At 74.0% G+C, this 21,447-nt stretch carries 17 protein-coding genes; 11 read left to right on the forward strand and 6 right to left on the reverse strand.

Annotation, left to right across the window (positions count from 1 at the left end; genetic code table 11):
• Positions 1 to 74 precede the first annotated feature (74 nt).
• Complete coding sequence (locus ACZ4NB_RS12530) at positions 75 to 1,121, forward strand: LacI family DNA-binding transcriptional regulator (protein WP_467660672.1); 1,047 nt, start codon at positions 75 to 77, stop codon at positions 1,119 to 1,121.
• A gap of 32 nt (positions 1,122 to 1,153) precedes the next feature.
• Here ACZ4NB_RS12530 and ACZ4NB_RS12535 read toward each other — a convergent pair whose 3' ends face one another.
• Positions 1,154 to 1,903 (reverse strand): MBL fold metallo-hydrolase, encoded by a 750-nt coding sequence (locus ACZ4NB_RS12535; protein ID WP_467660674.1) that lies wholly within the window; start codon positions 1,901 to 1,903, stop codon positions 1,154 to 1,156.
• Positions 1,904 to 2,045: 142 nt separating this feature from the next.
• Here ACZ4NB_RS12535 and ACZ4NB_RS12540 point away from each other — a divergent pair, with 142 nt between their 5' ends.
• Complete coding sequence (locus ACZ4NB_RS12540; protein ID WP_467660676.1) at positions 2,046 to 2,543, forward strand: hypothetical protein; 498 nt, start codon at positions 2,046 to 2,048, stop codon at positions 2,541 to 2,543.
• A gap of 83 nt (positions 2,544 to 2,626) precedes the next feature.
• Positions 2,627 to 3,100 carry a PPOX class F420-dependent oxidoreductase gene (locus tag ACZ4NB_RS12545; protein WP_467660678.1) on the forward strand — a complete coding sequence of 158 codons (474 nt, stop codon included), beginning with the start codon at positions 2,627 to 2,629 and terminating at the stop codon, positions 3,098 to 3,100.
• Between the two features lie 4 nt (positions 3,101 to 3,104).
• On the opposite strand, the gene ACZ4NB_RS12550 is transcribed toward ACZ4NB_RS12545, so the two are convergent.
• Positions 3,105 to 3,833 carry an SDR family NAD(P)-dependent oxidoreductase gene (locus tag ACZ4NB_RS12550; RefSeq protein ID WP_467660680.1) on the reverse strand — a complete coding sequence of 243 codons (729 nt, stop codon included), beginning with the start codon at positions 3,831 to 3,833 and terminating at the stop codon, positions 3,105 to 3,107.
• 108 nt (positions 3,834 to 3,941) lie between these two features.
• On the opposite strand from ACZ4NB_RS12550, the gene ACZ4NB_RS12555 reads away from it, so the two are divergent.
• Entirely contained in the window at positions 3,942 to 4,523 is a 582-nt protein-coding gene (locus ACZ4NB_RS12555) for a MarR family winged helix-turn-helix transcriptional regulator (protein WP_467660682.1), read from the forward strand.
• Positions 4,524 to 4,546: 23 nt separating this feature from the next.
• On the opposite strand, the gene ACZ4NB_RS12560 is transcribed toward ACZ4NB_RS12555, so the two are convergent.
• The gene (locus ACZ4NB_RS12560) at positions 4,547 to 5,308 is read right to left on the reverse strand and encodes an ArsR/SmtB family transcription factor (protein WP_467660684.1); all 762 of its coding nucleotides are present in this window, start codon (positions 5,306 to 5,308) and stop codon (positions 4,547 to 4,549) included.
• A 67-nt stretch (positions 5,309 to 5,375) separates the two neighbouring features.
• Here ACZ4NB_RS12560 and ACZ4NB_RS12565 point away from each other — a divergent pair, with 67 nt between their 5' ends.
• A complete protein-coding gene (locus ACZ4NB_RS12565; protein ID WP_467660686.1) occupies positions 5,376 to 5,972 on the forward strand; it encodes a hypothetical protein in 597 nt (198 codons plus the stop codon).
• 423 nt (positions 5,973 to 6,395) lie between these two features.
• Here the strand turns inward: ACZ4NB_RS12565 and ACZ4NB_RS12570 are convergent, their stop codons facing one another.
• The 3 genes from ACZ4NB_RS12570 to ACZ4NB_RS12580 all read right to left on the reverse strand — a co-directional run bounded on the left by ACZ4NB_RS12570 (position 6,396) and on the right by ACZ4NB_RS12580 (position 13,495).
• Positions 6,396 to 7,856: a glutamate synthase subunit beta gene (locus tag ACZ4NB_RS12570; RefSeq protein ID WP_467660688.1), complete on the reverse strand. Its 1,461-nt coding sequence runs from the start codon at positions 7,854 to 7,856 to the stop codon at positions 6,396 to 6,398.
• Entirely contained in the window at positions 7,849 to 12,462 is a 4,614-nt protein-coding gene (gene gltB, locus ACZ4NB_RS12575) for a glutamate synthase large subunit (protein ID WP_467660690.1), read from the reverse strand. The genes ACZ4NB_RS12570 and gltB overlap by 8 nt, the downstream gene beginning before the upstream one ends.
• A 301-nt stretch (positions 12,463 to 12,763) precedes the next feature.
• Positions 12,764 to 13,495 carry a VIT1/CCC1 transporter family protein gene (locus ACZ4NB_RS12580; protein WP_467660855.1) on the reverse strand — a complete coding sequence of 244 codons (732 nt, stop codon included), beginning with the start codon at positions 13,493 to 13,495 and terminating at the stop codon, positions 12,764 to 12,766.
• A 508-nt stretch (positions 13,496 to 14,003) separates the two neighbouring features.
• Here ACZ4NB_RS12580 and ACZ4NB_RS12585 point away from each other — a divergent pair.
• The 6 genes from ACZ4NB_RS12585 to ACZ4NB_RS12610 are packed head-to-tail and all read left to right on the forward strand — an operon-like array spanning position 14,004 to position 21,417.
• On the forward strand, positions 14,004 to 15,149 hold the full coding sequence (locus tag ACZ4NB_RS12585) for an ADP-ribosylglycohydrolase family protein (protein WP_467660692.1): 1,146 nt from the start codon (positions 14,004 to 14,006) through the stop codon (positions 15,147 to 15,149).
• The gene (locus ACZ4NB_RS12590; RefSeq protein WP_467660693.1) at positions 15,146 to 16,429 is read left to right on the forward strand and encodes an ADP-ribosylglycohydrolase family protein; all 1,284 of its coding nucleotides are present in this window, start codon (positions 15,146 to 15,148) and stop codon (positions 16,427 to 16,429) included. Before ACZ4NB_RS12585 ends, ACZ4NB_RS12590 begins: the two co-directional genes overlap by 4 nt.
• Positions 16,426 to 17,694: an ADP-ribosylglycohydrolase family protein gene (locus ACZ4NB_RS12595; RefSeq protein WP_467660695.1), complete on the forward strand. Its 1,269-nt coding sequence runs from the start codon at positions 16,426 to 16,428 to the stop codon at positions 17,692 to 17,694. Before ACZ4NB_RS12590 ends, ACZ4NB_RS12595 begins: the two co-directional genes overlap by 4 nt.
• Positions 17,691 to 19,154 (forward strand): ADP-ribosylglycohydrolase family protein, encoded by a 1,464-nt coding sequence (locus tag ACZ4NB_RS12600; protein ID WP_467660697.1) that lies wholly within the window; start codon positions 17,691 to 17,693, stop codon positions 19,152 to 19,154. Before ACZ4NB_RS12595 ends, ACZ4NB_RS12600 begins: the two co-directional genes overlap by 4 nt.
• On the forward strand, positions 19,151 to 20,407 hold the full coding sequence (locus ACZ4NB_RS12605; RefSeq protein WP_467660698.1) for a CaiB/BaiF CoA transferase family protein: 1,257 nt from the start codon (positions 19,151 to 19,153) through the stop codon (positions 20,405 to 20,407). The genes ACZ4NB_RS12600 and ACZ4NB_RS12605 overlap by 4 nt, the downstream gene beginning before the upstream one ends.
• A complete protein-coding gene (locus ACZ4NB_RS12610) occupies positions 20,404 to 21,417 on the forward strand; it encodes an HpcH/HpaI aldolase/citrate lyase family protein (protein WP_467660700.1) in 1,014 nt (337 codons plus the stop codon). The genes ACZ4NB_RS12605 and ACZ4NB_RS12610 overlap by 4 nt, the downstream gene beginning before the upstream one ends.
• Positions 21,418 to 21,447 lie beyond the last annotated feature (30 nt).

Genomic DNA, 21,447 nt, shown 5'->3' on the forward strand with positions numbered 1-21,447 from the left:
GTGTCAGTAGCCGTGAGGAATGTGCCGCGCCCCGACCCGCCGGGCAAAACCCCTGTGCGAGGATGCCCAGCAGCATGACTGACCCAGCCGGCCCACGGGCCCATCCAACGCCCCCCACCAGCGCGGCCGTTGCCCGGCGCGCCGGGGTCTCCCGCGCGACGGTCTCCTACGTCCTGAACGGGCAGGCCGCCGGGCGGGTCGGCGAGCGCACCCAGGCGAGGGTGCGGGCGGCGGCCGAGGAGCTGGGCTACGTGCCGCACGCGGCGGCCCGGAGTCTGCGGGCCGGGCGGGGCAGCATCGTGCTGCTGGCCGCGCACGCCGACACGGTGCCGGTCCTCGGCCCCCTCTTCACCCGGTTCCTGGCCGGCTTCCAGACCGCGCTGCACGGCCTCGGCTACACCGTCGTACTGCACGGCGCGCCCGCCGCCTCCCCGGTGGCGGCCGCCCGCGCCTGGGCCGAACTGCGGCCGGCCGCCGTGCTGACGCTGCACGGCCCGCCGCTGGACGCGGCCGCCGTCGAACTGCTGCACCGCTCCGGTACGGCCGCGGTCCTCACCCACGGGCCGTCGGCGCCGCCCGGCGCCCATACCCTCCTGCTCGACCAGCGGGAGGCCGGGCTGCGGGCCGGGGAGCATCTGCTGGCCGGCGGCCGGCGCCGGATCGGGGTGGTGCGGCCCGCCGAGCCGGGCCTCGCCGCCTTCGCGGAGCCCCGGCTGGCCGGCGTACGGGCCGCGGCCGCCGCCCACCCGGGCGTCCGGGTGCGGCCGCTGGACCTCGCGCTCACCGAGGAGTCCGCGGCGCGGCTCGCCGCCGACTGGCCGCGGTGGGGCCTGGACGCGGTGTTCGCCTACAACGACGAGTACGCGATGCTGCTGATGCGCGCCCTCCAGGACGCCGGCCGCACGATCGGTACCGCCTCCCCCGACCACATCGCGGTGGTCGGCGCGGACGATCTGCTGCTGGCCCGGCTGCTGCGCCCCCGGCTTACCAGCGTCCGCGCCGAGATCACCGCGCCGGACCGGATCGCGGAACTGGTCGACGCCCTCATCCGCGCCCCCGGCACCGCCCCGGCGACCCACCGGCTGGGCACCTTCCACGTCCAGGCCCGCGACTCCGGCTGAGCCGCCCAAGTCCCCCCGGTGGGGCGCCCAGGTCACAGCCAGTCCTCCTCCGGGCGCGCCGCCGCGAGCACCTTCCGGGCGCCGGTGCGGATCGGCCTGCCGTGCGCCACGCACACCGTGTCGAGGTCGTCGAGGGCGGCCAGCCGCCGGAAGGCCGCGATGGCCGCCTCCCGTTCGACGTTGCCCGGGCCGAGGACCGCACGCCCGCCGTCGGGATCGGTGCCGATGGCATCGCCGGGGAACAGCAGCCGGCTCCCGGGCAGATGCAGCGCGATCGCGCCCGGTGTGTGGCCGGGGACATGGAGCACCCGGACCGGCTCCGGCCAGCCGTCGAGGGTGTCGCCGTCGTGCAGTTCGACATCGACCGCGGTGGGGCGCGGCGGCGGGACCTCGGCGGCGGCGAGGTCCGCCATGATCCCTTCGTGCAACGTGCGTTCGGCGGCGGTGAAGGCGGGCACGGGCTCCGGGGCGGTACCGCGGATGTACGGGGCGTCCAGTGCGCCGGCCAGTACGCGGGCTCCGGTGGCGGCGACGAGGTCGGCGGCGGAGCCCATGTGGTCCAGGTGGAAGTGGGTGAGCACGATCTGCCGCAGCTGCTGCGGCCGGCCGCCGATCCGGGCCAGTGCGTCGAGGATGGCGGGGGCCGAGCCCGGTAGGCCGGTGTCGACCAGCGCGTATCCGTCGTCGGGGAGGGCGACGGCGTACACGTGCCCTACGGGGAAGGGGAGTTGCCAGACGTTGTCGGTGATCCTGACGGGGGTGATCGGGGTGAAGGTGTCCATGGCGTGGACGCTAAGGGACGGTCGGGCCGCCGCGGGACGGCTTGCGCCGTGGGCGGATTGAGCGGACCGCGAACGCGTTCGGATCCGGCCGGAACCCGTCTTGCCTTCGGCACGTCAGAGAGCTGAACCAAGGAGGCATGTCATGCGAGGATCCCACCTCTCCCGCACCCGTTCGCTCGCCGCCGTGCTGGCGCTGGCGGCGTCCGGCGCCGTCGCCCTGTCCGGCTGCGGTCAGAAGCAGCAGACCGTGAGCGGCGCGACGCCGTCGAAGAAGCAGGACGCCTTCGAGCGCCGGGCGGACCAGATAGTGCGGGACTGGCCGAAGGTCTCGCCGGTGGCGGGGCGGCAGGAGGCGCTGCTGCCGCTGGTCGGCGCGGAGCGCCCCAAGGACCCGAAGAGCAAGGACATACGGGAGATCACGGTGACCGTCGGGCACAGCGCCTGCGACGTCCGCTTCGGTGCGCGCAGCCAGGAGTCCGAGCGGCTGGTGGTGGTGACCGGCTGGGGCAAGAAGAAGAGCGCCAAGGGGATGTGCACCGAGATGCTGGCCACCGACAAGGTGAAGGTCAAGCTCCAGGACGCGCTGGGCGACCGCAAGGTCGTGGACGCGGCCACCGGCAAGGAGCTGCTCAAGGGCTGACCGCCGCCGGCCGGGCGCGACGCGGCGGGGCCGTCGCCCGCGCGTTCGCCTCGGAGCGCGCGCAACGCCCTACGCTCGGCCGTATGAGCCCTTCCATCGCCACCACCCACCGTGTCGAACTGCCCGAGCTGCTGGAGTTCGTCCGCCCCCGTCACCGCGCGATCCTGCTCACCCGCCGCAGCGACGGCACCCCGCAGGGCTCGCCGCTGACCTGCGGGGTGGACGACTCCGGGCGGCTGGTGATGTCGACGTACCCGGAGCGGGCCAAGGTCCGCAACGCCCGACGGGTGTCGTCGGTCAGCGTCATCGTGCTGTCCGACGAGTGGAACGGCCCGTGGGTGCAGATCGACGGCGAAGCCGAGGTGATCGACGCTCCGGATTCGATCGAGCCGCTCGTGGAGTACTACCGCAACATCGCCGGCGAGCACCCGGATTGGGACGAGTACCGTGCGGCGATGCGCAAGCAGGGCAAGTCGCTGATCCGGGTGGTTCCGCGCCGCTGGGGCCCGGTGGCGACCGGCGGGTTCCCGGCCCGCTTGGTGGAGGGCGACGCCTAGGGCGTCAACGGGTGGTGCGGGTGCCGCCGTTGACGTTGAGCACCTGGCCGGTGAGGTGCCGGGCCGCCGGTGAGGCAAGGAAGGCGACCGTCCCCGCGATGTCGTCCGGGGAGCCCGCGCGGCCCACGGCCGAGGCGGCCACCAGGCTCTCGCGGCGCTCGGCGGTGAGGTGGTCGCCGAAGAAGTCGGTGTCGGCGATATAGCCGGGCGCGACGACGTTCGCGGTGATGCCGCGCGGGCCGAGTGTCCGCGACAGCTCGACGTTCCAGGAGGCGAGGCCGGCCTTGGCCGCTCCATAGGAGCCCGCCCCCTGGTCGGCGGCGATCGATCCGATGTGGACGACGGCACCACCGGGTGCCAGCCGGTCCCGCACCGCCGTGGTGGTCAGTGCGGCGCTGAGCAGGTTCGCGTCGAGGTTGGCGCGGAAGTCGCGGGCGTAGGCGGCGAGGTCGGCGGCGCCGTCGGCCGCGGCGTCGAAGTCGGTCTTGCCGCCGGCGTTGTTGACCAGGACGTCGATGCGGGCGGGGAGCTCGGCCAGCAGCGCGGTGAGCGACTCGGGGTCGGTGTGGTCGCAGACCAGCGGGCGGATGCCCGGGTGGCCGCCGGCCGTGTCCTGGAGGGGTCCGGGGCGGCGGCCGGTGACGACGACCTCGTCGCCCTGGGCCGCGAAGTGGTGGGCGACGGCGCGTCCGATGCCGGTTCCGCCGCCGGTGACCAGGATGGTGCGTGACATACGCTGAGCTCCGTTCATCATGTTCAGCCCTAAATCCAGAGCACGGACCAGGACTTCGTTCGTTTAGGTCTATATTTAGAGCTGAACATAACATCACCGGGAGGGCCAGTGGCAAGGGATTTCAAGGCGGAGCGCGGCCCCGACCGCTCCACGGCGCAGGCCGCCCCGTACCCCGTCGAGGAGATCGCCGCCGCCTGGGAGCGCGAACGCCCCGGCACCCCGGTGTCCTCCATCGGGATCGTGACGCCCATCTGGCAGCTGGCCAAGCTCCTGGGCGACGACCGGCGGCGGGTGCTGGCCGCCGCCGGGGTGGACACGGCCACCCTCGACCTGCTCAGCATGCTGCGCCGCAGCGGCGAGCCGTACACCCTGACGACCCGTGAGCTGAGCCGGCGCTCGATGGTCACCGCGGGGGCGATCTCCCAGCGGGTGGCGCGCGCCGAGCGCGAGGGGCTGGTGACCCGGCGGCCGGGCGAGGGCCGGACGCGTACGGTCCTGGTCGCACTCACCCCGGCCGGCCATGAGCTGGTCGAGGCCACCGTCGACCAAGTGCTGTGCCGTGAGGCCGAGTTGGTCGGCGGACTGACGCCCGAGCAGCAGGAGCAGCTCGCCGGGCTGCTGCGGATCCTGCTCCAGGACACCCAGCACAGGCTCGGCGACGACCGGCTCCGCCACGTCGGCGAGGACTGAGCGCCCGGGCGTCCCCGCGGCGGTCAAGTACGGGGGGACGTGAGCGGGAGGGACGGGAAGAGCGCCTCGTCGGGCAGGCCGAGCAGCTCCCGGAAGGCCGTACGGCCCGCGTCGGTGACGCCGAGGATGCGGGTGGTGGGCGACTTGGCGATCCACGCGCGGTCCAGGGCGTGGCGGTAGAGGGCGGCACCGACCGCGCCGGAGAGGTGCTGGCGGCGCACCGTCCAGTCGAAGCAGGTGCGCACATGGGCGCGATGGGCGGCCGAGGGGCCGGTGTCGGGGATGCCGACGGCGGTCAGCCACCGGGCCCCGGCGCGGGTCAGCACCAGGCCGTACTCCCGGGCGAGCAGGCCGCGTTCGGTCATCGCCTCGGCGAGGGCGACCCCGAGGGCGCCGGCGATGTGGTCGTAGCACGTACGGGCATGGTGCAGGGCTCTTCGCTGGTTGGCCTCGGCCAGGGAGCGGATCGGGACATGGCGGTAGGGGGCCAGGCCGGCGAGGTTCTCCAGGACCTCCGCGGTGCCCGGCCCGGCCAGGCGGACATAGCGCCGCCGGCCCTGGCGCTCCTCGGCGAGGAGGCCGCCGGAGACCAGGAGGTTGAGGTGCTCGGTGGTCGTGGAGGGCGCCACACCGGCGTATTCGGCGAGCTCACCGGCGGTCCAGGTGCCGCCGTCGAGCAGGGCCATGCAGATGGCGGCGCGGGTGCGGTCCGCGAGCAGCGCCGCGAGAGCGGCGAGGTCGGGCGTCTCCGCGAGGCTTTCCTGATCTGCGTCCCATCGGTTCATGTACACAGAGTAACCTCTGATAACATTTCGGTGAGCACCGAATCATCTGGCTTCTATCCTCGACGGCATGAAAGGCGCGCTGGAGAAGAGCAGTTCGGTCACCCCGGCGCTGCTGTCCACGGAGAACGACGACGGAACATTCGTGCTGGTCGAGCTGCGGATCCGGTGGGAACTCGGCCCGGTCGTGAGCCTCTGGCTGCCGACCCGGGGGCGCACCGCCAAGAACCTCGCGGTACGCCCGGACGTGGTGTTCAATCTGCCGCCGGACGCGAGGGGGACCGAGGAAGGGACGGGCGCCATGGCGCCGTCGACGGACGCTCCATGGACGGAGCCGTCCGAGCTGGTACGACCACCCCGACTGGTGCACTGCCCCGTGCAGTTGGAGGCACGCCGGGTCGGTGAGCGCACGGTGACCGACGGAGCGTGGACGCAGCTTGAGGCGCAGGTGCTGCGGGTGCACGCCGACCCGCGGTGGGTGCTGCCGCTGAGCGACCGCCGGATCGACCTGGGGGCGTGGCATCCGCCGGTGCACGACTTCCGGCCGCCGGCCGATCCCCCCGCACAGGCATTACCGGCCCCGGCCCAGGAACTGGCGCGGCAGTTGGGGCGGCGCTTCCCGACCGAGCGCAGCGGCCTGTTGGGGGCGGGCGAACAGATCCCGTAGGGGACGCGAGGGCCCCTTGCGGGCCACAACGGGGTGGGGGTGGCGGGTATTCCCGCGAAGAGAGGCGGGGGTAGTCCCGCGAAGAGAGGCAGAGGTAGCCCCGCGAAGCGGGCGAGGCGAGGGCGGGGGGTGTTCTCGCGAAGAGGGGCGGGGGTGAGGGTGTTCCCGCGAAGAGGGGCGGGAGTGGGGGAATTTCCCGGGAAGAGGGGGCGGGGCGAGCGTGTTCCCGCGAAGACGGGCGGAGAGGGGGAACTTCCCGCGAAGACCCGCGGGCGTGAGGGTGTTCCCGCGAAGACCCGCGGCGCCTGCCCTCCGGTCGGGGAAGGAGACAGGCGCCGCGGTCGGGATCGGGGTCGGCCCCGGTCCCCATGCCTCCGTACGACGTTGTACGGGACACTCAGGGACGGTCGCTCACACTGCCGGTCACACGGTCAGTGCGCGGTCCGTCGGCTTGATGGGAGCCGGCAGGGCGCTGGCTCCGGTCAGGAAGCGGTCCACACCGCGGGCGGCGGAGCGGCCCTCGGCGATGGCCCACACGATCAGCGACTGGCCGCGGCCGGCGTCGCCGGCGACGAACACACCGGGGACGTTGGTGGCGAAGTCGCCGTCACGGGCGACGTTGCCGCGCTGGTCCAGCTCCAGGCCGAACTGCTCGACCAGGCCGTTCTCCTGGTCGGTGCCGGTGAAGCCCATCGCGAGGGTGACCAGCTGGGCCGGGATCTTCCGCTCGGTGCCCGGCTTCTGCTCCAGCTTGCCGTCCTTGAACTCCACCTCGATCAGGTGCAGCCACTGGACGTTGCCGTCCTCGTCGCCCTCGAAGTGGGTGGTGGAGACGGAGTAGACCCGCTCGCCGCCCTCCTCGTGCGCGGAGGTGACCTTGTAGAGCATCGGGAAGGTCGGCCAGGGCTGGCCGGCGCTGCGCTCCTCGCCCGGCTTGGGCATGATCTCCAGCTGGGTGACGGAGGCCGCGCCCTGGCGGTGGGCGGTGCCGACGCAGTCCGCACCGGTGTCGCCGCCGCCGATGACCACGACGTGCTTGCCCTCGGCGGTGATCGGGGCGACCGTCAGATCGCCCTCCTGCACCTTGTTGGCGAGCGGGAGGTACTCCATCGCGAAGTGGACGCCCTTGAGGTCGCGGCCGGGCACCGGCAGATCGCGGGAGGTGGTGGCGCCGGCGGCGATGACGACGGCGTCGTAGCGCTTGCGCAGCTTCTTGGCGTCGATGTCGCGGCCGATCTCCACCTCCGTACGGAACTTGGTGCCCTCCGCGCGCATCTGCTCGATGCGGCGGTTGATGTGGCGCTTCTCCATCTTGAACTCGGGGATGCCGTAGCGGAGGAGACCGCCGATGCGGTCCGCCCGCTCGTACACCGCCACGGTGTGGCCGGCCCGGGTCAGCTGCTGGGCGGCGGCCAGACCGGCCGGGCCGGAGCCGATGACGGCCACGGTCTTGCCGGAGAGGCGCTCGGGCGGCTGCGGGGTGACGTCGCCGCTGTCCCACGCCTTGTCGATGATGGAGACCTCGACGTTCTTGATGGTCACCGGCGGCTGGTTGATGCCCAGCACACAGGCGGCCTCACAGGGGGCGGGGCAGAGGCGACCGGTGAACTCCGGGAAGTTGTTGGTCGCGTGCAGCCGCTCGCTGGCCTCGGTCCAGTCCTCGCGGTAGGCGTAGTCGTTCCACTCGGGGATGAGGTTTCCGAGCGGGCAGCCGTTGTGGCAGAAGGGGATGCCGCAGTCCATGCAGCGCGACGCCTGCTTGCTGATGATCGGCAGCAGCGAGCCCGGCTGGTAGACCTCGTTCCAGTCCTTGACGCGCTCCTCGACGGGGCGGGTCTTGGCGATCTCGCGCTGGTGGGTCAGGAAGCCCTTGGGGTCAGCCATTGGTCGCCGCCTCCATCATCTTCTCGTGGGTCTCGGACTCGGAGAGTCCGGCCTGCTCAGCGGCGTCCTTGGCGTCGAGCACTGCCTTGTACGTGGGCGGGATGACCTTGCTGAAGCGGGCCGCAGCCGCATCCCAGTCGGCGAGGAGCTTGGCGGCGACGGTCGAGCCGGTCTCCTCCTGGTGGCGGCGCACCACGTCGTGCAGCCATTGCTTGTCGGCGGCGTCCAGCGCGTGGACCGCGGAGACCAGCTCCTTGTTGACGTTGTCCGGGTCCAGGTCGATGACGTAGGCGAACCCGCCGGACATACCGGCCGCGAAGTTGCGGCCCGTCTCGCCGAGCACGACCGCGTTGCCGCCGGTCATGTACTCGCAGCCGTGGTCGCCGACGCCCTCGGAGACCACCGTGGCACCGGAGTTGCGGACGCAGAAGCGCTCGCCGACCCGGCCCCGCAGGAACAGCTCGCCGCCGGTGGCGCCGTAGGCGAGGGTGTTGCCCGCGATGGTGGAGTACTCCGCCAGGTGGTCGGCGCCGCGGTCCGGGCGGACGACGATGCGGCCGCCGGAGAGGCCCTTGCCGACGTAGTCGTTGGCGTCGCCCTCCAGGCGCAGCGTGATGCCGCGCGGCAGGAACGCGCCGAAGGACTGGCCGGCCGAGCCGGTGAAGGTGATGTCGATGGTGTCGTCGGGCAGGCCCGCGCCACCGAACTTCTTGGTCACCTCGTGGCCGAGCATGGTGCCGACCGTGCGGTTGATGTTGCGGACGGCGACCTGGGCGCGCACGGGCTGCGCGGCCTCGGCGGTGTCGGCGGCCAGCGCGTCGGCGGCGAGCTTGATCAGCTCGTTGTCGAGCGCCTTCTCCAGACCGTGGTCCTGGACGGTGACCTGGTGGCGGACCGCGCCTTCGGGCAGCTCGGGGACGTGCAGCAGCGGGGCCAGGTCCAGGCCCTGCGCCTTCCAGTGGTCCACGGCCTTGGTGGTGTCCAGCAGCTCGGCCTGGCCGACGGCCTCTTCGAGGGACCTGAAGCCCAGCTCGGCGAGGAGCTCGCGGACCTCCTCGGCGATGAACTCGAAGTAGTTGACGACGTACTCGGCCTTGCCGCTGAACCGCTCGCGCAGCGTCGGGTTCTGGGTGGCGATGCCGACCGGGCAGGTGTCCAGGTGGCACACGCGCATCATGACGCAGCCGGAGACGACCAGCGGGGCGGTCGCGAAGCCGAACTCCTCGGCGCCCAGCAGGGCGGCGATGACGACGTCGCGGCCGGTCTTGAGCTGGCCGTCGGTCTGCACGACGATCCGGTCGCGCAGGCCGTTGAGCAGCAGGGTCTGCTGGGTCTCGGCCAGGCCCAGCTCCCAGGGGCCGCCCGCGTGCTTGAGGGAGGTGAGCGGGGAGGCGCCCGTACCGCCGTCGTGGCCGGAGATCAGGACCACGTCCGCGTGCGCCTTGGAGACACCCGCGGCGACCGTGCCGACGCCGACCTCGGAGACCAGCTTCACGTGGATGCGGGCCTGCGGGTTGGCGTTCTTGAGGTCGTGGATCAGCTGGGCCAGGTCCTCGATGGAGTAGATGTCGTGGTGCGGCGGCGGGGAGATCAGGCCCACACCGGGGGTGGAGTGCCGGGTCTTGGCCACCCAGGGGTAGACCTTGTGGCCGGGCAGCTGGCCGCCCTCGCCGGGCTTGGCGCCCTGGGCCATCTTGATCTGGATGTCGTCGGAGTTGACCAGGTACTCGCTGGTCACACCGAAGCGGCCGGAGGCGACCTGCTTGATGGACGAGCGGCGCGCCGGGTCGTAGAGGCGCTCGGGGTCCTCGCCGCCCTCACCGGTGTTGGACTTGCCGCCCAGCTGGTTCATGGCGATGGCGAGGGTCTCGTGCGCCTCCTGGGAGATGGAGCCGTACGACATGGCGCCGGTGGAGAAGCGCTTGACGATCTCGGACGCCGGCTCGACCTCCTCGATCGGGATCGAGGGCCGGTCGGACTTGAAGCCGAACAGGCCGCGCAGCGTCATCAGCCGCTCGGACTGCTCGTTCACCCGGTCGGTGTACTGCTTGAAGATGTCGTAGCGGCGCGAGCGGGTGGAGTGCTGGAGCCGGAAGACGGTGTCCGGGTCGAAGAGGTGCGGTTCGCCCTCGCGGCGCCACTGGTACTCGCCGCCGATCTCCAGCGCGCGGTGCGTGGCGGCGATGCCGGAGGCCGGGTATGCCTTGGCGTGCCGGGCCGCGACTTCCTTGGCGATGACGTCCAGGCCGGCGCCGCCGATCTTGGTGGCGGTGCCGTGGAAGTACTGGGCGACGAACTCCTCGTCCAGGCCGACGGCCTCGAAGACCTGCGCGCCCCGGTAGGAGGCGACGGTGGAGATGCCCATCTTGGACATGACCTTCAAAACGCCCTTGCCGAGCGCCTTGATGAGGTTCTTGATGGCCTGCTCGGCCTCGATGCCGGGCAGGAAGGTGCCGGCCCGGACCAGGTCCTCGACGGACTCCATCGCCAGGTAGGGGTTGACCGCGGCCGCGCCGTAGCCGATGAGCAGCGCGACGTGGTGCACCTCGCGCACGTCGCCGGCCTCGACCAGCAGCCCGACCTGGGTGCGGGTCTTGGTGGCGATGAGGTGGTGGTGGACCGCTGCGGTCAGCAGCAGCGAGGGGATCGGCGCGTGCTCGGCGTCGGAGTGGCGGTCGGAGAGCACGATCAGCCGGGCGCCGTCGGCGATGGCGGCGTCGGCCTCGGCGCAGATCTTCTCGATCCGGGCGGCCAGCGACTCGCCGCCGCCGGAGACCCGGTAGAGGCCGGAGAGGGTCACGGCCTTCATGCCGGGCATGTCGCCGTCGGCGTTGATGTGGATGAGCTTGGCCAGCTCGTCGTTGTCGATGACCGGGAAGGGCAGGGTCACGCTGCGGCAGGAGGCCGCAGTGGGCTCCAGGAGGTTGCCCTGCGGGCCGAGCGAGGAGATCAGCGAGGTGACCAGTTCCTCGCGGATGGCGTCCAGCGGCGGGTTGGTGACCTGCGCGAAGAGCTGGGTGAAGTAGTCGAAGAGCAGCCGGGGGCGCTCGGAGAGCGCGGCGATCGGCGAGTCGGTGCCCATCGAGCCGATGGGCTCGGCGCCGGCCTTGGCCATCGGGGCGAGGATGACCCGCAGCTCCTCCTCGGTGTAGCCGAAGGTCTGCTGGCGGCGGGTGACCGAGGCGTGGGTGTGCACGATGTGCTCGCGCTCGGGCAGGTCGGCCAGCTCGATCAGGCCGGACTCCAGCCAGTCCTGGTAGGGGTGCTCGGCGGCGAGCTGCGCCTTGATCTCGTCGTCCTCGATGATGCGGTGCTCGGCGGTGTCGACGAGGAACATCCGGCCGGGCTGCAGGCGGCCCTTGCGGACGACCTTGGACGGGTCGATGTCCAGGACGCCGACCTCGGAGGAGAGCACGACCAGGCCGTCGTCGGTGACCCAGTAGCGACCGGGGCGCAGGCCGTTGCGGTCGAGGACCGCGCCGACCTGGACGCCGTCGGTGAAGGTGACGCAGGCCGGGCCGTCCCAGGGCTCCATCATCGTGGAGTGGTACTGGTAGAAGGCGCGCCGGGCCGGGTCCATGGAGGTGGAGTTCTCCCATGCCTCCGGGACCATCATCAGCACGGAGTGCGGCAGCGAGCGGCCGCCGAGGTGGAGCAGCTCCAGGACCTCGTCGAAGGAGGCGGAGTCGGAGGCATCGGGGGTGCAGACCGGGAAGATCCGCGCGAGCTTCTCGGGCTCTCCCTCGCCGAACAGCTCCGAGGCGAGCTGGGACTCGCGGGCGCGCATCCAGTTGCGGTTGCCCTTGACCGTGTTGATCTCGCCGTTGTGCGCGACGAAGCGGTAGGGGTGGGCCAGCGGCCAGCTCGGGAAGGTGTTGGTGGAGAACCGCGAGTGGACCAGGGCGATGGCCGTGGCGAAGCGGCGGTCGGACAGGTCCGGGAAGAAGGGCTCCAGCTGGCCGGTGGTCAGCATGCCCTTGTAGACGATGGTCCGGGCGGACAGCGAGGGGAAGTAGACCCCCGCCTCGCGCTCGGCGCGCTTGCGCAGCGCGAACGCCTTGCGGTCCAGCGCCAGGCCGGTGCTCGTACCGTCCGCGACGAACAGCTGGGAGAAGGCCGGCATGGTGGCGCGGGCGCCGTTGCCGAGCAGCTGCGGGGCGACGGGGACGACCCGCCAGCCGATGACGTCCAGGCCCTCCTCGACGGCGATCGTCTCGATGCGCGAGACGGCCGCGGCCGCTTCCTGGGCATCGGAGGGCAGGAAGGCGATACCGACGGCGTAGGAGCCGGCCTCGGGGAGCTCGAAGGTGACGTTCTCGCGGAGGAACGCGTCCGGGACCTGGAGCAGGATGCCGGCGCCGTCGCCCGAGTCGGGCTCCGAGCCGGTGGCACCGCGGTGCTCCAGGTTCGTCAGGACGGTGAGCGCCTGCTCGACCAGTGCGTGGCTGGCCTCGCCGGTGAGGGTGGCCACAAAGCCGACGCCGCAGGCGTCGTGCTCGTTGCGCGGGTCGTACATCCCCTGCTGGGCGGGGCGCCCGTCCATGGGCGACCAGGCGGCACCGGTGGTGCTGCCGGGGGTCGCGGAGTGCGTGGACGCGAAGCGCATCGGCTCTCCCATACGTCGTCGTGGCATAGGCATTGCCGAGGGACGACGTTGGCCCTCCGCGAAATTTCGTGCAGGTTACAGGATGACTCCCTTCTCGAAAAGCGAAAAGGGGCTTCCAACATGCGGACACCGCGGTGCGGTGATCTCAGGACGCGGACGGAATCGGGGCCGTCTCACAAGGCGGCGTTCGGCGAGCGACATTGCCCGCGACGCCAGGGCCTTATGCCCGGTCGTCAACAAACCGAAACCGTTGGGTAACAGAGTAATTATGCCGTCACCCGTATGACACATCACTCGCGCGTCAGCTTACGACGGTTCCGAACACCGCTCCCAGGACGTACGTCACACCCGCGGCCGCGCCGCCGAGGGCGAGTTGCCGCAGTCCGCTGAACCACCAGGAACGCGCCGTCACCCGCGCCACGACGGCACCGCAGGCGAAGAGTCCGACCAGCGCCAGCAGCACCGCGGGCCAGATGGCGGAGGCGCCCAACAGGTAAGGAAGGACAGGCAGAAGGGCGCCCAGCGCAAACGATCCGAAGGACGACAGGGCGGCGACGGTGGGCGAAGGAAGGTCGGAGGGGTCGATGCCCAACTCCTCCCGGGCATGGATCTCCAGGGCCTGCTCGGGGTCCCGGGAGAGCTGCTCGGCGACCTTGCGGGCGAGCTCCGGCTCGACGCCGCGCGACTCGTACAGCGCCGCCAGCTCCGCCTGCTCGTCCTTGGGGTGCTTGCGCAGCTCGGCCCGCTCGACGTCCAGCTCGGCCTGCACCAGCTCGCGCTGCGAGGCGACCGAGGTGTACTCCCCCGCGGCCATGGAGAAGGCTCCGGCGGCCAGGCCCGCCAGTCCGGTGATGATGATCGTCTGCTGCGACAGCGCGCCGCCGGCGACGCCCGTCATCAGGGCGAGGTTCGAGACCAGACCGTCCATCGCGCCGAAGACGGCGGGGCGCAGCCAGCCGCCGTTCACATCGCGGTGGGTGTGGTTGTCGCGGTGGGCGGCATGCGTCGGTGCCGCGGCATCCATGATCTCCATGACAGACATATCGGGACCTACTCCCTTCAGCGAGGTGTGGGCCGATGGCGGCGCTTCCCCCTTCAACACCTCGAAGCTATGCGCGGATTGCCCTCCCGCGCTAGCAAGGAAGGCCGAACTTACCGCGCTGACCTGCGGCTTCTCCGTGAGAGGGGCGCTGAGATCCCGATCACAGGCTTCACGGGGGCCGCTCCCGCGGCGGCGTCCGGGGGCGTCGACCGGGTGACCGTGGCGCCGGTGGCAGGAGAGGCGGCCCGCCGCGTGGCACGGATACGGCGTGAGCGAGCGCAGCGAGCGAGCCATGGAGAGGTGCGCGCCGCGCGAATGCGGGGTTGAGCGAAGCGAGGTTTCGGCGTGAGCGAGCGCAGCGAGCGAGCCATGGAGAGGTGCGCGCCACGCGAATGCGGGGTTGAGCGAAGCGAGGTTTCGGCGTGAGCGAGCGCAGCGAGCGAGCCATGGAGAGGTGCGCGCCGCGCGAATGCGGGGCCGAGCGAAGCGAGGTTTCGGCATGAGCGAGCGCAGCGAGCACCCCCCGTCCCCGGAGTCGGCACCCCCCGCCGCCCCCGGCTCCCCGCGCGACCGGGCCCGCGGCGCGCTGCTCGGGCTGGCCGTCGGCGACGCGCTCGGCGCCCCGGCGGAGAACATGAAGCCCTCTCAGATCCGGCGCCGCTGGGGCCGGATCGAGGGCTACGTCGAGGACGACCCGGCCGGCACCGACGACACCGAGTACGCCCTCTTCTCGGGGCTGCTGCTGGCGGCGCACGGTTCGGCGCTGACCGTCGCCCATGTCGAGGCCGCCTGGCACCAGTGGATCGCCGACCGCGACGAGGGGCCGTTCCGCGGCGCGGGCTTCAGCGAACGCGGCACGCTGGAGAACCTGCGCCGCGGTCTGGCCGCGCCGATCTCCGCGCAGCACCGGCACGCCTGGAGCGACGGGCTGGCGATGCGCGCCGCGCCGTTCGGGGTGTTCGCCGCCGGCCGGCCCGCCGAGGCGGCCCGGCTGGTCGCCATCGACGGCACGGTCAGCCATGACGGCGAGGGGATCTACGGCGGCCGGGCGGTGGCCGCCGGGGTCGCCGCCGCCATGGTCGGCCTCCCCCAAGGGCCTTCGGCCGGGTCCGGGGGGCCAGGGGGGACCCCGCTCACCGACGTGGTGATCGCCGCCGCGCTGTCGGTGGTGCCGGAGGACTCCTGGACCGCCCGCTCGCTGCGCCGCGCGGTCGGCGCCGCCCAGCGCTGCCGGCATGACCCCGGCATCACCCAGTTGGGGACCGAGCGCGCGGTGCGCTCCGCCGTCGTGATCGGCGGCTACCCCTGGACGGACCTCGCACCCGAGGCCGTGGGGCTGGCCTTCGGCGCCTTCGCGGCGGCCCGCGGCGACTTCTCCGCCTCGGTGCTGACCGCGGTGAACATGGGCCGGGACGCCGACACCACGGCGGCGGTGGCCGGTGCGCTGGCCGGTGCGCTGTGCGGGGCCGCGGCGATCCCCGAGGCGTGGGCCGGCGCCATCGGCCCGGCGCGCGGCAGCTGTCTGCCCTCGATGGCCGGCTACCACGTCCTGGACGTCGCCGACCTGCTGGCGCCGGCCGGGGCGGGCGCGCGGGCCGCGGCGGAACCCGGGGCGGGCTCCCCCGCCGAGGCGGTCGCGCGATGAACGGGGACGGCGCCGCCGTGGCCGGCCCCGGTGCCGGCGGCCGCATCGAGGGCCTGCTGCTGGGGCTCGCCGCGGGCGACGCCGCCGGGTGGCCGGCGGCCCGGCACCGGGCGGCGCGGATGCCGGAGTGGACCCGGCGGCTGACCCGTGAGCTGGACACCTTCGCCGAGCAGAACGCCACCACCACGCTGCCGGTGCCGATCGCCCTCAACCAGCCGCCGGAGCCGCTGCGGCTGGGTCCCTCCGACGACGCCGAGTGGGCGGCCTTCACCGCCGAGTCGGTGCTCACCGCGGCCGGTGCGCTGTTGAGCGGCCTGGGCCGGGACCGCCGGATGCGCGCGGCCCTCGACCTCGCCTGGAACGCGCTGGCCAACGAGGTCGCCGCGGCCGCCGACCGGGCGCCCGAGGTGGAGTCCGCCGTACTGCCGCTGCGCGCCCGGATCTCCGTACGGGCCGGGCTCGGCAACCTCGCCGCCGGGCTGCGGCCGCCCGCCACCGGGCACGACAATCCGCACTTCTTCGACGACGCGGCGTGTGTGCGGGCCGCCGTGCTGGCCGTGGTGCACCCCGGCGAGCCCGCCGCGGCGGCCGACCTCGCCGAGTACGACGCGCGCTACACCCAGGACGGCGACGGGGTGCACGGCGCCCGCGCGATGGCCGCCGCGATCGCCGCCGCGATCGGCGGGGCCCCGGCCGGCGACTGTGTGGAGACCGCGCTCGGCCAGCTCCCCGAGGGCACCGAGATCCGCCGCAACGCGCTGCACGCCGTCCACCTCGCGCGGGCCTTCGCCGCCGACCGGCCCGGACGGCAGGGCACCGCTTTCGCGCTGGTCCCGGTGCTGGAGCACGAGATCGTCGACCACGTCTACAGCTACGGCATCGCCGCCGCCGAGACCGTCCCGGTCGCGCTGGCGCTCGCCCTGGCGACGGACGGGCTGGTCGCCGAGGCGGTACCGGCCGCCGCCTGCCTCTCCCGGGTCGCCGACTCCGCGCCCGCCCTCGCCGGCGCGCTGACCGGCGCCCTGGGCGGCGCCCGGGCCCTGCCGCGCACCTGGCGCAACGCCTGCCGGGTGCTGTCCGGCTGCGCGCTGCCGCGGCTGGCCGGCACGGACCTGGTCGAGCTGGCCGGGCGGCTCGCCGGTGCGGCGCCGGCCGCCCCGGAAGCCGCCGCCCGCGCCGCCCCGGAAGCCGGCTCCCCCGCCGCCCCGCAAGCCGAGGCGGAGGCCGCTTCGCCCCCGCCCCTCATCACCCCCACCGTGGAAGGACTCATCCGCAGATGACGTACACCAGCGAGACGACGCCGAGCGCGCCGGGCGTCCCCGCTACCCAGATCACCCAGGTCCTGCCGGTCGCGCCCGGCGCACCGGCCGTCACGGCCCCGCCGTCCTTGGAGGACCGGGCCGCCGGGTGCCTGATCGGCGCCGCGGTCGGCGACGCGCTCGGCGGGGCGGTGGAGGGCCGGACGCCGGAGGAGATCGTCAAGCGGCACGGCGGGCCGGTCGAGGGCATCGTCGGCCCGTTCCACGACGACTGGCGCACCGCCCGCCCGATCGCCCCGTACCACAAGGGCAACGGGCACGTCACCGACGACACCCTGATGACCCATGCGCTGGTGCGGGTCTACGAGTCGGTGCGCGACCACCTCGACGCCTACGACATCGCCGACCACCTCGTCCCGGACCTGATCGGCACCCCGCGCTGGATCCCGGAGCTGGAGACCGAGGCGCTGCCGCTGCAGCGGATCTTCCTCGCCGAGAAGTGGATCGTGGCGCGGCTGCACTACGGGCACGCCGATCCGCGCGAGGCCGGCACCGGCAACATCGTCAACTGCGGTGCGGCGATGTACATGGCGCCGGTCGGCGTGGTCAACGCCGGCAATCCGGACCGGGCCTACGCCGAGGCGCTGGACATCTCCGGTACCCATCAGTCCTCTTACGGGCGGGAGGCGGCCGGGGTGTTCGCCGCGGCCGTCGCCGCCGCGTTCGTCCCCGGGGCCACCGCCTCCTCGGTCGTCGTCCAGGCGCTGCGGCTCGCCAAGGACGGCACCCGCGCCGCCATCGAAGCGGTCTGCGAGGCCGCGGCGTCGGTCACCGACCGCGCCTCGGCGGCGAGCGCGCTGCGTGCCGCGGTCGCCCCCTTCGACACCGTCGGCCCCGACTACCGCAACCCCTCGCTCGGCGCCCGCCGTCCCTCCCGGCTGCACGCCGTCGAGGAACTCCCCATCGCCCTGGGCATGTTGCTGGTCGGCGGCGGCGACTACCGCACCACCGTCCTCGGTTCGGTCAACTACGGGCGCGACTGCGACTCGATCGCCACGATGAGCGGCGCCCTGGCCGGCGCCCTGCACGGCGCCTCGGCCGTACCGGCGGAGTGGGCCGCCGAGGTCGCCCGCGCCAGCCGGCTGGACCTCCATGCGCCGGGGGCCGCGCTGGCCACCGTCGCCCGCGAGGTCTTCACCCGCGACCGGGCCCGCGCCCGCACCCACGAGCAGGCGTTCACCGCGATCTCGGCCATCCCGGCGATGACCGAGGCGGGCGGACGGTGACGACCACGCCGGTGGCCGACGCCCGTACGGCGCCCTCCGCTCCCGGGGAGCCGCTGCGGGTGACCTGGGTGCAGCCCGAGGACCTGCTCGGGCACGAGCTGCGGCAGGCGGCGGAGGACGGTCGGGACGCCGGCTCCGTCGCGCGCCGGTGGCGGGCGGCGGGCGGGGCGCCGGCCCCGGGCCGGGCGGGCGCCTCCCCGGGGCCGGGCGATCCGGCGCTGCGCGCCCTGGCCCGGGAGCTGCTCGACGAACTGGCCGCGCTGCCCTGCCCGTCGGCGGCCGATGAGCCCACGGAGCTGGCCGAGATCCAGGCGGCGTGCCCCCCTGCGCCGGCGGCCGCGGCGACGCGGCGGGGCGGGGCCGTGCCCACCGCCCGCCTGGAGGCCGCCTGGCTCGGGCGGGCGGCCGGCTGCCTGCTGGGCAAGCCGGTGGAGAAGCTGCCGCTGAGCGGGATCCGCGGGCTCGCCCGCTCGACCGGGAACTGGCCGCTGGCCTCGTACTTCACCGGGATCGGGCTCGACCCGGCGGTGGCCGCGCGGCACCCCTGGAACCGCCGCAGCCGCGCCACGTCGCTCGCCGAGCACATCGACGGCATGCCCGAGGACGACGACCTCGACTTCCCGCTGCTGGGCCTGCTGCTCCTCGAACGCCACGGCCCCGGCTTCGGCACCGGCGACGTGGCGCGGCTGTGGCTGGACGAGCTGCCGGCCGGGCGGACGTTCACCGCCGAGCGCGTCGCCTACCGCAACCTGCTGGACGGCGTCGAACCGCCGCACACCGCGCGGCACCGCAACCCGTTCCGGGAGTGGATCGGTGCGCTGATCCGCGCGGACGTCCACGGCTGGACGCACCCCGGCGACCCGGCGGCCGCCGCGGCCCAGACCTGGCGGGACGCCGCGCTCAGCCACACCGCGAACGGGGTGTACGGCGCGATGTTCGCGGCCGGGGCGCTCGCCGAGGCGGCCGGCGGCACCGCCGACGTGCACGGCGCGCTGCGGGCCGGGCTCGCCGTGATCCCCCCGCGCTCCCGGCTCGCGCGGGCCGTCCGCTTCGGCATCGCGGCGGCACACGACGAGCCGACCGGCACCCCGGAGGGCTTCGGCGCCGTCGTCGACCGGCTGCACGCCGCGTACGGCCGCCACCACTGGGTGCACGCCGTGCCGAACGCCGCGCTGCTGGCCGCCGCGCTCACCCATGCCGACGGCGACTTCAGCGGCTCCATCTGCCGTGCGGTGTCCGGCGGTTGGGACACCGACTCCAACGGCGCGACGGCCGGTTCGCTGGCCGGGCTGCTCGCCGGTTCGCCCGCCGCCCTGCCCGAGCACTGGACGCGGCCGCTGCGCAACCGGCTCGCCACCAGCGTCGCGGGGCTGGACGGCATCGGCTTCGACGCCCTCGCCGCGCGCACCGCCGCGCTCGTCGCACCCACCCCCGACCGACCGGAGGCCGACGCATCATGACCGACCCGTCCCCGACCGGGATGACCGAGCCAGTCGGCGGCCCCGCCGCGCCGGAGCCCGGGCCACGCCCCGGCCCGCTCGCCGGGCTGCGGGTGCTCGATCTCGCCACGCTGTTCGCCGGGCCGCTCGCCGCCACCCTGCTCGGGGACTTCGGCGCCGAGGTGATCAAGGTCGAGCACCCCCGGCGGCCCGACCCCTCGCGCGGCCACGGGCCCGCCAAGGACGGCATCGGGCTGTGGTGGAAGCTGCTGGGCCGCAACAAGCGCACCATGACGCTGGATCTGTCCCACCCCGGCGGCCGGGACGTCCTGCTGCGGCTCGCCGCCGACGCGGACGTCGTCGTCGAGAACTTCCGGCCCGGGACCCTGGAGAAGTGGGGCCTGGGCTGGGAGGAGCTGTCCGCCGTCAACCCCCGCCTGGTGCTGGCCCGGGTCACCGGCTTCGGGCAGTTCGGCCCGTACGCCCGGCGTCCCGGGTTCGGCACCCTCGCGGAGGCGATGAGCGGATTCGCCGCGATCACCGGGGAGCCGGACGGCCCGCCGACCCTGCCGCCGTTCGGTCTGGCCGATGCGATCGCCGCGCTGACCACGTCGTACGCCGTGCTGACCGCGCTGCGCGGACGGGAGGCCACCGGCCGCGGCCAGGTCGTCGACCTGGCGCTGATCGAGCCGATGCTGACCGTCCTCGGTCCGCAGCCCCTCTGGTACGACCAGCTGGGCCACCTCCAGCCGCGGACCGGCAACCGCTCCGCCAACGTCGCGCCGCGCAACACCTACCGCACCGCCGACGGCTCGTGGGTGGCCGTCTCCACCTCGGCGGAGTCCGTCGCCGAGCGGGTGATGCGGCTGGTGGGCCGGCCCGAGGTGATCGACGAGCCCTGGTTCGGCACCGGCGCGGGACGCGCGCGGCACGCCGACGAACTCGATGCGGCGGTCGGCGGCTGGATCGCCCGGCACGACCGGGCGGAGGTCCTGGCCGCCTTCGAGAAGGCCGAGGCGGCCGTCGCACCGGTCTACGACGTCCGCGATGTGCTGGCGGATCCGCAGTACCAGGCGCTGGGGACGATCACCGAGGTCCCGGACGAGGAACTGGGCACGCTGCGGATGCAGAACGTCCTCTTCCGGCTCTCCGAGACCCCGGGGGCGATCCAGTGGGCCGGCCGCCCGCACGGTGCCGACACCGACCGGGTGCTGGCCGGGCTCGGCATGGCCCCGGAGGAGATCGCCGGGCTGCGGGCGGCGGGCGCGCTATGACCCCGGCGCCCGCCGAGACCTCCCTGGGCACGCCGCTGACCTGGCTGTATGTGCCCGGCGACCGCCCCGGGGTGGTCGCCAAGGCGCTCGGCTGCGGGGCGGATGTGGTGGTGGTCGACCTGGAGGACGCGGTCGCCCCGGACCGCAAGCGCTACGCGCTGCACGCCACCGCCGAACTGCTCGGCGACCCGTCCCCTGGCCCGTCCCCCGTCCACGTCCGGGTCAACGCGCTGGACGGCCCGCTCGCCGAGACCGAGATCCGCACCCTCGCCGCGCTGCCCGGCCTGGCCGGTCTGCGGCTGCCCAAGGTGCAGGGGCCGGCCGACGTCCACCGGGCGGCCGGGTGGGCGACGACGGCGGGGCCGCCCGCCGCGCCCGCCCTCGCCGAGCCCCCGGCCGCCGGCCGCGGCCTCGGTGCGGCGCCCGGCGCCCCGGCGTCCGCCCTCGGCGCCCCGCAGCGCGCCACCACCGTGCTCACGCCCTCCCCCGCCCCCGACGCCGGGGCGCTGCCCGCCACCCCGGCGCTCTACGCCCTGCTCGAATCCGCGCTCGGCATCGAGCACGCCTTCGCCATCGCCACCGCGCACCCGGCGCTGCGCGGGATCGCGGTCGGCGAGGCCGATCTCGGCGCGGAGCTGGGCGTACGGGACGATGCGGGGCTGGCCTGGCCGCGCAGCCGGACCGTGGTCGCGGCCCGGGCGGCCGGGCTGCCCCCGCCGCCGCAGTCGGTCTACCCGGACGTCCGCGACCTGGAGGGCCTGGCCCGCTCCAGCGCGCAGGGCCGGGCGCTGGGTTTCCTGGGCCGGGCCGCGATCCATCCGCGCCAGCTCCCGGTCATCGAGGCGGCCCATCTGCCGTCGTCGCAGGAGGTCGAGGCGGCGGAGCGGATCGTGCGGGCGGCCGCGGCGCAGGGCGGGGCGCAGGCGCTGCCGGAGGGGCGGTTCGTGGACGCGGCGGTGGTCGCCGGGGCCCGTCGGGTGCTGGCGCTGGCCGAGCGGCGGGGCCGCTGAGAGGCGGGGACGAAAAGAGCGCCGGCCCGA

The organism is Streptomyces sp. NPDC026575, assembly GCF_055567415.1.

Bases quoted from the DNA above. Each gene is read 5' to 3' on its own strand.
- ACZ4NB_RS12530 (WP_467660672.1), top strand. From the start codon at position 75: ATGACTGACCCAGCCGGCCCACGGGCCCATCCAACGCCCCCCACCAGC.
- ACZ4NB_RS12535 (WP_467660674.1), bottom strand. From the start codon at position 1,903: ATGGACACCTTCACCCCGATCACCCCCGTCAGGATCACCGACAACGTC.
- ACZ4NB_RS12540 (WP_467660676.1), top strand. From the start codon at position 2,046: ATGCGAGGATCCCACCTCTCCCGCACCCGTTCGCTCGCCGCCGTGCTG.
- ACZ4NB_RS12545 (WP_467660678.1), top strand. From the start codon at position 2,627: ATGAGCCCTTCCATCGCCACCACCCACCGTGTCGAACTGCCCGAGCTG.
- ACZ4NB_RS12550 (WP_467660680.1), bottom strand. From the start codon at position 3,833: ATGTCACGCACCATCCTGGTCACCGGCGGCGGAACCGGCATCGGACGC.
- ACZ4NB_RS12560 (WP_467660684.1), bottom strand. From the start codon at position 5,308: ATGAACCGATGGGACGCAGATCAGGAAAGCCTCGCGGAGACGCCCGAC.
- ACZ4NB_RS12565 (WP_467660686.1), top strand. From the start codon at position 5,376: ATGAAAGGCGCGCTGGAGAAGAGCAGTTCGGTCACCCCGGCGCTGCTG.
- ACZ4NB_RS12570 (WP_467660688.1), bottom strand. From the start codon at position 7,856: ATGGCTGACCCCAAGGGCTTCCTGACCCACCAGCGCGAGATCGCCAAG.
- gltB (WP_467660690.1), bottom strand. From the start codon at position 12,462: ATGCGCTTCGCGTCCACGCACTCCGCGACCCCCGGCAGCACCACCGGT.
- ACZ4NB_RS12580 (WP_467660855.1), bottom strand. From the start codon at position 13,495: ATGGAGATCATGGATGCCGCGGCACCGACGCATGCCGCCCACCGCGAC.
- ACZ4NB_RS12585 (WP_467660692.1), top strand. From the start codon at position 14,004: ATGAGCGAGCGCAGCGAGCACCCCCCGTCCCCGGAGTCGGCACCCCCC.
- ACZ4NB_RS12590 (WP_467660693.1), top strand. From the start codon at position 15,146: ATGAACGGGGACGGCGCCGCCGTGGCCGGCCCCGGTGCCGGCGGCCGC.
- ACZ4NB_RS12595 (WP_467660695.1), top strand. From the start codon at position 16,426: ATGACGTACACCAGCGAGACGACGCCGAGCGCGCCGGGCGTCCCCGCT.
- ACZ4NB_RS12605 (WP_467660698.1), top strand. From the start codon at position 19,151: ATGACCGACCCGTCCCCGACCGGGATGACCGAGCCAGTCGGCGGCCCC.
- ACZ4NB_RS12610 (WP_467660700.1), top strand. From the start codon at position 20,404: ATGACCCCGGCGCCCGCCGAGACCTCCCTGGGCACGCCGCTGACCTGG.